General features: G+C 70.6%; 9 protein-coding genes. 2 read left to right on the forward strand and 7 right to left on the reverse strand.

Features of this window, described 5'->3' with window-relative positions; all coding sequences use genetic code 11:
* Nucleotides 1-4: 4 nt before the first annotated feature.
* The 7 genes from C1A38_RS07305 to C1A38_RS07335 form a co-directional block, all read right to left on the reverse strand.
* Nucleotides 5-1,954, reverse strand: coding sequence for a CRTAC1 family protein (locus C1A38_RS07305; RefSeq protein WP_102657068.1), 1,950 nt, complete (start codon nt 1,952-1,954; stop codon nt 5-7).
* A 379-nt stretch (nt 1,955-2,333) separates the two neighbouring features.
* Nucleotides 2,334-3,329, reverse strand: coding sequence for a DUF1702 family protein (locus C1A38_RS07310; protein ID WP_102657069.1), 996 nt, complete (start codon nt 3,327-3,329; stop codon nt 2,334-2,336).
* A 57-nt stretch (nt 3,330-3,386) separates the two neighbouring features.
* Complete coding sequence (locus tag C1A38_RS07315; RefSeq protein WP_043720639.1) at nt 3,387-4,445, reverse strand: carboxymuconolactone decarboxylase family protein; 1,059 nt, start codon at nt 4,443-4,445, stop codon at nt 3,387-3,389.
* Complete coding sequence (locus C1A38_RS07320) at nt 4,442-6,097, reverse strand: FAD-dependent oxidoreductase (protein ID WP_102657070.1); 1,656 nt, start codon at nt 6,095-6,097, stop codon at nt 4,442-4,444. Before C1A38_RS07320 ends, C1A38_RS07315 begins: the two co-directional genes overlap by 4 nt.
* The gene (locus C1A38_RS07325) at nt 6,094-6,624 is read right to left on the reverse strand and encodes a DUF5987 family protein (protein WP_102657071.1); all 531 of its coding nucleotides are present in this window, start codon (nt 6,622-6,624) and stop codon (nt 6,094-6,096) included. Before C1A38_RS07325 ends, C1A38_RS07320 begins: the two co-directional genes overlap by 4 nt.
* A 327-nt stretch (nt 6,625-6,951) precedes the next feature.
* Entirely contained in the window at nt 6,952-8,466 is a 1,515-nt protein-coding gene (locus C1A38_RS07330) for a polyketide synthase dehydratase domain-containing protein (protein WP_146017472.1), read from the reverse strand.
* Between the two features lie 39 nt (nt 8,467-8,505).
* On the reverse strand, nt 8,506-9,453 hold the full coding sequence (locus tag C1A38_RS07335) for a DUF1702 family protein (RefSeq protein ID WP_102657073.1): 948 nt from the start codon (nt 9,451-9,453) through the stop codon (nt 8,506-8,508).
* Nucleotides 9,454-9,897: 444 nt separating this feature from the next.
* On the opposite strand from C1A38_RS07335, the gene C1A38_RS07340 reads away from it, so the two are divergent.
* Together C1A38_RS07340 and C1A38_RS07345 are read left to right on the forward strand one after the other, a co-directional pair.
* Nucleotides 9,898-10,704: a TIGR03084 family metal-binding protein gene (locus tag C1A38_RS07340; RefSeq protein WP_102657074.1), complete on the forward strand. Its 807-nt coding sequence runs from the start codon at nt 9,898-9,900 to the stop codon at nt 10,702-10,704.
* Nucleotides 10,705-11,159: 455 nt separating this feature from the next.
* The gene (locus tag C1A38_RS07345; RefSeq protein ID WP_102657075.1) at nt 11,160-11,903 is read left to right on the forward strand and encodes a helix-turn-helix domain-containing protein; all 744 of its coding nucleotides are present in this window, start codon (nt 11,160-11,162) and stop codon (nt 11,901-11,903) included.
* The last annotated feature ends 427 nt before the right edge of the window (nt 11,904-12,330 follow it).

Genomic DNA, 12,330 nt, shown 5'->3' on the forward strand with positions numbered 1-12,330 from the left:
TCCGTTACCTCTCGTTGGCCTGCGAGCCGAGCTGCACGTCGTGCCAGCCCGGGGTCAGCTGAAGGTCCTGCTTACGGATTTGCCCGGTGCGGTCGCGCCAGCAGAGCGTGACCTGTACCGAACCGGTGACCTCGGCGCCGAGACCGATGTGCACCTCGTTGCTGCGCTTGCCGGAGTGCCCGCCGCCGCCGTCGACCCGGGAGACGAACTTGCGGCCGTCGGGGGTGGTGACCATGACCTGGGCGCCCACCGCCGGCGAGCCGGTAGCGGCCGGATCGGCGGTCTCGTGGGTCAGCCGCAGGCCGAGGAAGGCGCCGGCGTCCGGGCTGGTGTTGCGGTAGAAGATCGGCTCGGCCCACTGCCGGGCCACCGCCATGTCGAGCCGGCCGTCGCCGTCGGCGTCGCCGGTGGCGATGCCTCGGGTCGGCAGCGGGATGTCCAGGCCGAGCTCGGGGGCGATGTTGACGTACCGGCCGTCCTTGCCCTCGACGAAGAAGTGCAGACGCTGACTGCCGCCGATGTCGTCACCGGGACGCACGTTCGGCCACCAGCTCGTGTGGCGCACCAGCGTGTCGTTGGTGGTGGCCAGTTCCTGCAGCTGGGGCCAGCGGTTGACCTCACCGCGGACGAAGCCGGTGGCCTGGGCGATGGCGAGCCGGCCGCCGTTGTCGAAGTCGGCCATCTTGACGTCCCAGCCCCAGCCCGACCAGGCCAGGCCGAGGTCGGCGCTACGGTCCCGGAAGGGCGCCTTGCCGCTGCTGAACGCCGTCTTGACCCCGCTCTGGTCGGCGGCGGTGTTCATGAACGTGTAGTTGCTCTCCTGGATGCCGAACGGGGTGGTGATGTTGCTGACGAACAGGTCGTACAGGCCGTCACCGTCGATGTCACCGAAGTCGGCGCCCATGCCCTTGAACGAGTCCCGGCCCAGCACCTTCGACTTCGGGATGGTCGCGCTACGGGCCCCCTGGACCAGGGCGAACTCGATGTTGCCCGGGGTGGACCGGTTGTAGAGCAGCCGGTCGGGACCGAAGTCGTGCGCCAGGTACAGCTCGGGCAGCAGGTCACCGTCGAGGTCGACGGCGGCAGCAGCCAGCGCCCACCCCTTGGAGGCACTGTGCGGGATCACGTTGTCCACCCGCTGGAACACGGCGGTGGGCTCGGCGCCCCCGGTGCCCTCGGTGAACCGGAAGACGTAGTCCTCGCCGCCGTTGAGGCCGTAGGACATCGAGTCGTTCATCTCCACGCCGCCCTTGACCGTGTCGTCGAGGACCGGGCTGTGCGGGAAGTAGTTACCGACATAGATGTCGACGTGGCCGTCACCGTCGAAATCGTCGATGGCCACCGCGTTGGTGTTCCACAGCGGGCCGTTGTACTCGCCGACACCGACGCCGGGCACCAGCTCGACGGGGCGGTAGGCGGCGGTGCCGGAGCTGAGTTCCTTGCCGTTGTTGAGGAACAGGATCGGCGTGCGGGCCCAGTAGTAGACCAGCAGGTCCATCCGGCCGTCCTCGTTGAAGTCACCCGGCGCGCAGCCCATCGGTGCGGTGATCCGGCTGATCGGCAACGGCGCGGCGTCCAGCGCGAACGGCTGGTACCGCTGCTCGCCCAGACCCGGAGTCGGGGTGACGATCGTCTGGTCGGTGCGCGGGTCGGTGATGCACAGGTCGTTGGCGAGACCGTCACCGTCCAGGTCGTTCATCGCGATGCCGGCGCCCACCGAGGAGATCCAGGCGTCGATGTGGGTGTACGTCTGGTTGACCTTGCGCACGGTCTGCTGATGCTTGCTGGCCGGCAGCGCGATGCCCATGGGCTCGAACGCGTACCGGGACGCCAACTCCGTACGCTCCGCCGCCGAGGCGCTGGGGAGCCGGACGGCGAAGAACATCCCGACCACGAGTGCGAGGCCGATGATTCCGGCCAACTGCCGGCGCAGCAAGCCAATCGTCATTGACATGAACTCAAGACCTCCCGTTGGTGACGGATTCGTCGGTGGCGACCCCACCGCGCGTCGCGGTGAACTACCGGCCCCGGCCGGTCGGACCGCGGGCCGCTCGGCCACTCGCAATAGCCGGTGGCTTGCGCCCTCTCCGATTGACGGGCGGCACGCGGGACCCGGACCGAGATGCTGGTCCGGACCCTCTTCGTGCCGCCCCGCCATTCGTAGGGCGTGTCAGCAGATCCTCACAGGAGGTCAGAAACCCGGGCTACTCGAAAAATGCCAAGCATTGCTGCTCATCGAACTGATGACACATAAAGATATGCTTCCCAATCTGCGGAACTGAGTCCCCAAAAAGGACTGGGAAGGACGTGGAAGGACGTGGAAATGTCGGGCATCACTCGGCTGCGGCGGCCGCCGTCTGCTCGAATTGCCGACGGATGTTGGCCCGCCACCGCTCGTACGGCGGCACGGATCCGCCGGCGTCCGGCGCCGGTGCGGTGTCGTCGGCCAGGGCGACGGCGGCCGGCACGGACAGCCCGGACAGCGCTGCCGCCGCCACCGCCGAGTGCGGCGGCACGAACCCCGCGTGCACTCGCGCGCGCAGCGCGAACACGCTGCCCAGCGCCAGCTCGGGGGCGTGCTCGCCGGCCTCTCGGCGCAGCGTGGCCAGGTCCGCTTCACCGCACCCACCGGCGAAGGTGGCGGCCAGCCCGACACCGCTGAACAGGTCGGCGTGACGTTCCGGGGCGAACCGCCGGACGGCGGCGTCGACATCGAGCACGCGGGCACCGTGGATGAACCACAGGGCCCGCCCGATGCCCTGGTCCACCGCGCGACCGAAGTAGTCCCGGTGCCCCTGCCAGTCGTACGGCGCCGGCCGGCGCTGCTCGTCGACCCACTTCGCGACGTCGAAGTAGGCCAGGTCGAAGCCGTACCCGTCCACCGCCAGCCAGGTCATCGTCGGGTGGAAGGGACCGGGTTCCAACTCCGGCACCACCTTGCGCCACAACGGTCGCGGCAGCCGGGCCATCGCGAAGCCGATGCCGATGTAGGCCAGGAACAGGTGCGGCGCACCCGGGCCGAGCAGCAGCTCACGGGTACGTCGCCGCCGCCCGCTGCCCATCGCGTCGAGCACGGTGAAGGCCATCGTGACGCCCTCGTACGCGAAGCCCCGCATGCCCTCGTCGACCAACTCGACCCGCTGCTGCACCTCCTCGAGGCCGCGGCAGTCGATCCCCCACTCGAAGCCGCAGACCACGGCCCGTGGAATCGCCTCCAGCCGGGCCGTGGCCGGTGACGACGGCCCCGGGAAACCCCGGCGGGCGAAGCCGACCTCACTCAGCGCCGGCGCCAGCGCCAGCCTGCGCAACGAGCCCAGAACGGTGGACATCGCGTTCCTCCCTCGACGGAGTCGTACCGGACAGCATGGCCGCCGACGCTGCGGCGGTCACGAGGATGCGGGGGCGTCCGGGTCGACCCGGACCCAGCCGGCCGCCCGGCGGGCGGCGGCCATGCTGGCCCATGCGGTCAGCTCGACAAGCGCTCGGTCGTCGGCCCCGGCGGCGCGGACGTCGGCCACCACCTGGTCGTCGACCTGGTAGGAGGCGAAGGCGGTGAGCAGTGCCAGCCGTGCCGCCGGTTGGTCGACGGTGGGCAGATCACGCACCGCCTCGCCGACCCAGGCGCGGCTGATCCCCGTCGGTCGGCCGTCCCAGTCGTCGAGCCGGGCGGCGACCAGGTCGCGTACCGACGTGGGCACCGACCGCTGCCCGGCGGCGTCGATGGCCGCGCCGCCCCGGGCGAGCGCGTCGGCCAGCGTGGGGTGACAACTGCTCCAGGCCAGATCCGGGGCCAGTGGGGCGGCCGGCAGCAGGTCCCGGGCGGTGCCGGGCGGCCGGTCGCCGCGGGCGCCGCGGGCCATCAACTGGCCGAAGACCCGGCGGACACCGCCGCGCAGCGCCGACGGCAGGGCGGCCGGCAGCGGCGACGGTTCGAGGAAGACGTTCACCATCCGGTTGAGGTAGTGAAAGACCAACGCCACGCCGAGCAGTTCGACGGCCTCGACGGCGGGAACCGGCGGCACGAGGTCACGGGCCTGGGTGCGGTCGGTGCCCGCGCGGGCCCACTCGGCCACCCGGCGCCGCTGGTCGTCACCGGCCGGGTCGGCGGCGGAGCGCAGCAGCCCCGCCATGGTGGCCGAGTGCACCTCCACGCAGTACGGGCAGGAGTTGACCGTGGAGACGGCGGCGGCCACCGCCTCCCGGGTGGCCCGGTCCACCCGGCCGGCGGCGACAAGCGTCTCGCGCAGCACGATCCAGCACGCGGCCAGCACCGGTGGCGCGGGCGAGTGCAGGCTCACCGGCGGGGCGAGCATGCCGAAGTCCCGCTCCACCTGGCCGTACACGACGGCGGTGAGGCCGTCGGCTCGCTCGATGGGCACCGGGGTGACCCGGCGTACGTGTCCCCGGGAGGGACGCCGGGCCACCCTGGCGTAGAGGCCACTCACCGTCGCAGTGCGCTGCGCGCCAACGGCAGCACCGCGTCGCGGCTGCTCGTGGCCCCGTCGGGGGCGGGAGCACCGTACTGGACATCGACTCCTCGGGCCCGCGCCGCCGCGACGATGCCGGGCACCGCCCGCTCGGCCAGCGCGGCGATGGTCATCGCCGGGTTCACGGTCAGGCCGGCCGGTACGGCGGAGCCGTCGGTGACGAAGATGCCCGGGTGGTTGCGCAGTTCGTGGCGGTCGTCCAGGGCCGAGGTGGCCGGGTTGTCGCCGATGCGGCAGGAGGCCAGCGGATGCACCGTGTAGGCCCCCACCACGTCGTTGGTCCACGGCATCACCCGGGACAGCCCGTCGCGTTCGAGGATGTCGCGCACCTCCGCGTCGGACAGCGCCCAACCGCGCAGCGTGTTCTCGGTCGGCTCGTAGCGCAGCGAGCCACGGGCCAGCATCTGCTGGGACAGCCGTACGGCGTTGCCGCTGGGCGGCACGGCGCCGAACTCTCCCTCGTTGTCGTCCTCGCTCATCGTGAAGACGGTCAGCCAGGACTGCCAGGTGCGCAGCAGTTCCTTCTTCTCCGCGCCGAACCAGGTCGGCCCGACGGCGTCGGGCACCTGGGCCAGGATGGTGCCGAAGCCCGGCGGGAAGTACAGCTGCTCCAGCGAGAACCGCTCGTACTCGGGCAGGGACCCGTCCAGCCGGTCCCAGCTGGCCACGCAGGGGCCCTTGCCGATCTGGTACGCCTCGTACGGCACCCCGTCCGGCCGGCTGAGGCCGAGCACGTCGCGGATGCGCTCCTCGTCGAAGATGGCGGTGTTGAGTCGCTCGCCGTTGCCGGAGAAGTACCGGCCGACGGCGTGCGGCATGGCGCCGAGGGTCGGCTCGGAGCGCTGGAGGATCACCGGCGTGGCGCCGGCACCGGCCGCGATGATGACGATCTTCGCGTCAATCGTGCCGCTGTCCACCTCGACGCGGTAGTCGACGTCGTCCAGGACGGTGTAGTGCACACGGTAGCCACCGTCGTCGGTACGGCTGAGGTACTGCACCTCGTGCAGCGGACGGATCTGCGCGCCGTGCGCCAGTGCAGCCGGCAGGTAGTTGAGCAGCAGGGAGCGTTTGGCGTCGAACCGGCAACCAGCCATCATCCAGTTGCAGTTGGTGCACTTTGCCTGGTCCAACGCCACCGGCACCGGGTTCGCCGTCCGCCCGGCGTGGTCGCAGGCGGCGCCGAACAGCCCACCGGAGAACGGCACCGTGTCCCAGCTCGTCTGGGAGACGGGCAGCGCCTCGGCCACGCGGTCGTACCAGGGGTCGAGCGTGCTGCGGGAGATGGCGGACGGCCACATCCGGTGCCCGAAGCGGCCCTTGCGGTCGAAGACGAAGCGGGGCGCGCGGGGCATCGCGGCGAAGTAGACGACGCTGCCGCCGCCCACGCAGTTGCCGCTGAGCACACTCATCCCGTCGCCGACGACGAAGTCGAAGACCCGCGTCGACGACGAGCCAAACTTGAAGTCGTGCTCGAACTCCTCACCGGACAGCCACGGCCCGCGCTCGAGCACGACCACGCGCGCGCCGCCCGCGGCGAGATGATACGCGGTGATCGCGCCGCCGAAGCCGCTGCCGATCACAAGGACGTCAGTGCTCTCGGAACTCGTCATGCAGGGCTCCCGGAGGCTGTGGTGTCGGGGTGTGGCTGGGCAAGTTGCCGGCCGTAGCTGTAGGTGTCGAACCGCCACAGCCCGTCGGAGTCGGGCTGGCGGAAGCCGATGATTTTCAGTCCGACGTGGCCGGCGTCGAGCGCCTCCACGGTGTGGGAGTGTGCGGCGGCGTCGAAGGCGATGACGCTGAACATGGCGAGACTGATCCACGCCTCCCGTTCCGGGTGCGTGGGGTCGGTCAGGCGCTGCACCAGCCGGACCCGGTCGGGGAAGTCGAGCGAGACGAACGCCGGCACCTCCGGGTCCAGCTCGATGCCGGCCTCGGCGGCGTACTCCTCGGCGTGCTCATCGAGTCCGTCGGCCAGCGCGTCCAGCGCCGGGGCTAGGCCGCCCTCGGGAGAACCCAGCGCCAGCAACGCTCCGGCGGCGACCGCGCCGCCGTCGGACGAGACGCCGGCCACGGCACGATCGCCCGGCCACCGCTTCTCGCCCGGCAGAATCGTGTCGGCGTACGCCTCCAGCACCATTGTTCGTCCCTGGTTGGTTTCGATTGCCGGGGGCACGGGCATCACCTCTGACGCTCAACTCGAACTGACAGGAAACGCAGGGCCCGAATCGGCGACCGAGGGCAATTCAAGTCACTACTGAAGGCGCCTGACGCCCTCCGCTACATTCATCCAGCCTGGCGTACACCAATGGTGTACGGCGAGCGGCGGGTCGGCATCTCGTGTCATGCTGTCCGTATCTATTTAGGACCCTCAGGCGATGGGAATAGCACGGGCGCACAAATGCGCCCGCCGGTCCCGGCGGCCGGCGCCAGGTGACCATCCGTGGCAGCCGGGAATCCCGCCGGGTCAGCCGGCGGTCGGCTGGTGGCGGGCGGCCACCGCCACCACCAGATTGTCCGGCCCGCCGCGCAGCCCCGTGGCGCAGGTGGACACCCGCCAGCCGCCGGCGCTGAGCAGCAGCCATCCGTCCGAGGTGTCCCGGTCGTAGGTCAGCGGGGTGAACGCGGTGACGCCGACCTTGTGTAGCGACTCCAGCGCCGACCAGACCCGGGTGCCCGCCCGGTGCAGCGATTCGCCGGTCTCGGCGACGATCAGTTCGGCCAGCGCGTGGTGCGCGCCGAGCAGTTGACGCCACTCGACGGGCGTACGCTCGACGACGGTTTCCAGGTCGCAGCCGACCGGCGTACGCGCCGCCACCGCGAGGGTGTGGCCGGCGCCGTGCGCGGCCGAGATCCACCAACCGCCGCCGACCTCGGGGCGCCCGTCGCGTCGGTAGCGCACCGTCGTACCGTCACCGAGCAGCCGGGACACGGCCAGCGCGGTGTGCTGCCGCCGCCACCCCCGGCGCAGGCCCGGCTCCAGCACGGCGGCCACGTCATGGGCGGTCAGGGCGGCGAGCCTGCGGCGCAGGTACGGCCCGAGCACCTGCGCCGGCCACGGACCGGTAGCCCGGCGTACCGGCAGCGGTCTCAGGCGCAGCCCGGTCCACCGTTCCACGATTCGCCCGCCGGCCAGGGTTTCCAGGTCGAACCGGTGAACGTCGTCGTCCTCGACCCGGCGGGTCGCGCGCAGCGTCACCTGTTCGTAGGGGCCGGCCCCGGCCAGCCAGATCCGGTCGACGCCCAGCGGTTGCAGCACCGTGTCGGGCGCCCAGGGGCGCAGTGCGCGCAGGAAAGCGTCCCGCACACCGGGGTCGCCGAGCACCAACGGGCCGGCGACGGCGGCGACCGATCCCACCGCATCGCCTTCGGTCAGCTCCAGCACGCAGCCCGACGCGGTGATCTCGCGGTAGCGCAGCCGGCGGCCCGAGTCTCCCGCCTGGATGAAGAAGGCGCGAGAAGGCCGGTACGGCGCGAGGCCACCGACCCGCGCGGGCGGCATCGGCAGCGCGGTGGGCACCGGCAAATCGGCGGCCGACGGTACGGCGGAAGCGGGAACGGCCGACCGTCCGGCGCCCGGGTGCCGCAGCCGGGCGTGGGCGTAGGTCACCTGACGGCCTCGGTGCTCACCGCGCAACGTGACCACGACGGCGTTGGCCACCGGCTCAGCCGCGGCGGTCAGTCGCAGCCTGACGACGTCCTCGCCGACGGCGAGCGGCGCACCGAACTCGACCGCCTCGAACACCGGCGGACCCCGGTGGCCGGTGAGCGCGGCCCACCCCTGCGCGAGCGCTTCCAGCACGTGCGCGGCCGGCAGCAATGGAGCGGTGGGGTCTCTCGGCTCGTCGAGGCCGGGTGTCTCGCCGGGGCTGAGCGTGGTGGTGGTGACCAGCAGCCGACCGGGGTCGTGGACGAGCACCACGCGGGTGAAGCGCGCGGCGAACGCCAAGGGCTGGGTCATCCCGTCCGCTGTTGTCGCCATGCGCTGCACCGTGTCCACTCTGTGCGGTAGGTCACTGGGTCAGGCGAACTGCGCCTGGATCCGCTGACGCCACACCTCGTAGGCCGGTTCGGCGCTGTCGGGCGGGAGGTTCTCCCGGGCCCGGTCGGTGACCGCCGCCGCCTCCTCCGGGCTGCACCCGCAGAACACCTCGGTGGCCAGGGGCGTGTGCTCGGTGACCAGTCCGGCCCGCAGTCGTGCCTGCGCGCCGAAGGTGGCGCCCTGGGCGAGTTGCGGACGGTACCGGCCAGCGTGGACGGCGAGCTTCTTCAGGTCGTCGGGGTCGGCGCCACCGGCGTAGGTGGCCGCCAGGCCCATGCCGCTCCACAGATCGGCGTGCCGGTCGGCGTCGAAGCGACCGATGATGTCCGCAGCGACGTCGGGATCGGCTCCGGCGACGAACCAGCTGGCCCGGCCGATGCCCTGGTCGAGCGCGCGCCGGGGGTAGTCGCCCGGCAGATCCGGCGGCCACGGCACCGGAGCGACCGTCTGCTGGCGGACGTACCGGTCGGTCTCGAAGTAGGCGCGGTAGAAGCCCAGGCCGTCGAGGACCAGCCAGCGCAGCAACGGGTCAGGCGCGGCCAGCGCCCGCCAGCGCCAGCGCGGGACCTTGGCGAACGCCCAGCCGATCCCCACGTAGGCCATGTAGATGTGGGGCGCGCCGGCGCCGGTCAGGAAGCGGGTGGTGCGGTTGCCACCGGCCACCCCGTCCAGCACGGCGTAGCCCATGGCGGCCCCTTCGTAGGCAAAGCCACGGAACTGCCGCTCGATCAAATCGAGTCGACCGATGTCCGACTCCTCGCGGGCCTCGACCGCGGTCCGGAAACCGGTGAGGAAGCTGGCACCGACGGATTCCAGCCGCTGGCGGGCCGGCTCGTCCTTGACGTGAAATCCACGTCGGCTCATCGTCGTTTCGGCAATGTCCGGCGTCATCAGCTGCGCGCGGAGGGTACGCCACAGGCCTGCCATGAGCTCTCCCCAGGGAAGACGGACCCGATCGGGTCCGGGTCCTCGTCCGGTGTCTCCAGACGAACCGAGGCTATGGGCACGAGTTGACCTGCGCCTACTTCACAGTTGCTCTGAGTGACAGAACGATCACGGAAGGCGCTCCCTGGCTGGCCGACGGGGCGATGGCCACCCGAACGCAATTGGCGCCGCGGGCCAACCGGCTGAAAGCACGAACAAAGAAGGAATACGGTCGCCGACTGGGGCACACTCGGAAAGTCTATTCGACGTGATCACACCCAGGGCGCGTCGCCGCACGTCAGAGAATTCTCTCCACGCGCAGACACTTCCACCGAAAATTACTATATCCACCCAAGGCAATGATGCCTACCGATGGGTAAGAAGCAAAATTCGCCGGCCCCGGCGGAACGCCGCCGCCGACCAACCATTTCAGGAAGAGGTATCGACGTGACACAGGCACCGGACGTGATCGCCGATCTCACTGCGGAGAGTGAGGCTCTCGACGCCGTCGTGGCCACGCTGAGCGACGAGCAGTGGGAGACCAGCACACCGGCACACGGCTGGGCGGTCCGACACCAGATCGCCCATCTGGCCGCGACCTTCCGACTCGCCGGACTCGCCGCCGCGCAACCAGCCGCCTTCCAGCAGATGACCTCCCGGCTCAGCGACGACTTCGACGCCAACGTGGCGGCCGCCATGGCCGACTTCGTCGTCGAACCACCGACGGTCCTGCTGTCCCGGTGGCGGACCGAGCGGGCCACCGCGGAGAAGGCACTCGCCGCGGTGCCGCCCGGCCAGATGGTGCCCTGGCTGGTGCGACCACTGCCGGCGCCGGTGCTCGCCGCGGCCGGCATGATGGAGGTCTTCGCGCACGGCCGGGACGTCCTGGACGCTCTCGGGGTACGCCCGGCCTACACCGACCGCCTCGGCCACCTGGTCGGGTTCGCCGTCCGGACCTGGGACTTCGGCTACCTCGCCCGGGGGCGGACGGCGCCGGACGTCCAGTTCCGCTTCGAGATCACCGCCCCGTCCGGCGCACTCTGGGAGTTCGGGCCGCCCGACGCCAACCAGCGGATCACCGGCCCGGCTGAAGACTTCTGCCTGCTCGTCACGCGCCGGCGGCACCGCGACGACCTCGCGGTGCGGGCCGTCGGCAGCGACGCCGAGCACTGGCTCGACATCGCCCAGGCGTACCGGGGGCCGGCCGGGCCCGGCCGGCGGCCGGGGCAGTTCTCCCAGACCGATCAGGACTGACCGGTCAGGTCAAGCACACACCACGTGAAAAGGCGTCGGACATCTGTCTCGCGCAGGTCCGCCCGCCGGAACGGCGGATCGTCCCATTTGCGAACGTTCCGCCGGGCGGGCATCCGACAAACTGGATGATCACTCCTCGACCCACCGCACCAATTGCTGCTTTCGCCACATACGATGCAAGCGCCCGTTTTTTCCGGCCTGACCAGTGTCGGCGGGAAACTCGAATTGACCTGCATGATTCGCTGTTGATTACGACGCTGAGCCCGGATAGCATAACCCTGCGTCACCGCACAACTTCCCTCCGTCAACAGTCAATGTTTTCCTCGCAAATAAAAGCTGGGTTAACAGAACCAGCACGCGCGGAACGGCGTATCGCCACACGCCAACATCTGACGTCGCCACGCCACAGTCACACAAACGTCGCCACAAGCGCAGCCATCGGATTGGGGGATGCGATGGAAGACAGTATCCAGCGAGCCGTCGGTCGGGTAATCGAAACCATCCGGGAGGACCTAGCGGAGCAACACACCGTGGACGGCATGGCCCGAACAGCCATGTTCAGCAAGTTCCATTTCACCCGAATCTTCCAGCGCACCACCGGCATCTCCCCCGGACGCTTCCTCATGGTCATGCGGCTGCACCGAGCTAAACAGCTGCTGCTGTCCACCTCCATGAGCATCACCGAGATCACCCATGAGGTTGGCTACGCGAGCGTGGGCACCTTCAGCTCCCGCTTCAGCAGCAGTGTGGGGGTCTCACCGAGCACCTACCGCAGACTGCGCGGGGTGACACCACAGGTCCCCGTCGACAACCGGGCTGTTGCCCAACCGCCGATCCCGGCGATCCAGGGCATACTCCACGCACCCGAATCCGAACAGGCCGAGGACCGGCTAACCTTCATCGGGCTCTTCCGCGACCCGGTCCCGCTCGGGCGTCCGGTGCGGTGCACCGTACTGGAAAAGCCCGGACCGTACCGGTTGGAGAGTCCACCACCCGGGCGGTGGTACGTGCTGGCCTGTTCCCGCCTACGGGATCGCCAAGACTACTGGCAGGCCCACTGGAGCGACGACGACGCCCTGATCGGCGTACACGGCCCGATGACCATCAGCCGCCGACCCGGCGCCATGGAGGCCGATCTGCACCTGCGCCGGATGACCCCGCTCGACCCACCGATCCTGCTCGCACTTCCCCTGCCCTGAGCCCGCGCTTCGGGAGCACCCCCACCGGTCCACCACCACCCGTCCACCTCAATCAACCATCGTCGACCTCCGCACCCGCCCCCGTCGCCACCGCACCGTCGCGGCGTACACCGGGACTCGGAGACGTTCTCCGACACATGGACCAGACCCGCCACCGGTGTCGGACCCACCCGCCGGCAACAGAACCGGCGCGGTCACTCGCGACAGCACACCCGCCCGGCCCGCCGGATCCACCCGGTGGGCCGGTCGATGCCGGCCGCCCACCACGGGAGGACGCCGACGGGTGCCCGGTCCTGCCGCACATGACACGTACGGAGAAGTCGCGACCATCCCAGGCGAAGGAATAGCGCCGACCCGCCGCATGAGCGGCGTCCAGATCGCCCCGAACAGCAGCCGGTGCGCACCGTGCCGTCCACCGCGAGACCTG

The sequence above is a fragment of the Verrucosispora sp. ts21 genome, from assembly GCF_002879555.1.
In the GTDB taxonomy this organism is placed as follows: Bacteria; Actinomycetota; Actinomycetes; order Mycobacteriales; family Micromonosporaceae; genus Micromonospora; species Micromonospora gifhornensis.

Coding starts and splice junctions, on each gene's coding strand:
- C1A38_RS07305 (WP_102657068.1), bottom strand. CDS start 1,954: ATGTCAATGACGATTGGCTTGCTGCGCCGGCAGTTGGCCGGAATCATC.
- C1A38_RS07330 (WP_146017472.1), bottom strand. CDS start 8,466: ATGGCGACAACAGCGGACGGGATGACCCAGCCCTTGGCGTTCGCCGCG.
- C1A38_RS07335 (WP_102657073.1), bottom strand. CDS start 9,453: ATGGCAGGCCTGTGGCGTACCCTCCGCGCGCAGCTGATGACGCCGGAC.
- C1A38_RS07320 (WP_102657070.1), bottom strand. CDS start 6,097: ATGACGAGTTCCGAGAGCACTGACGTCCTTGTGATCGGCAGCGGCTTC.
- C1A38_RS07345 (WP_102657075.1), top strand. CDS start 11,160: ATGGAAGACAGTATCCAGCGAGCCGTCGGTCGGGTAATCGAAACCATC.
- C1A38_RS07325 (WP_102657071.1), bottom strand. CDS start 6,624: ATGGTGCTGGAGGCGTACGCCGACACGATTCTGCCGGGCGAGAAGCGG.
- C1A38_RS07310 (WP_102657069.1), bottom strand. CDS start 3,329: ATGTCCACCGTTCTGGGCTCGTTGCGCAGGCTGGCGCTGGCGCCGGCG.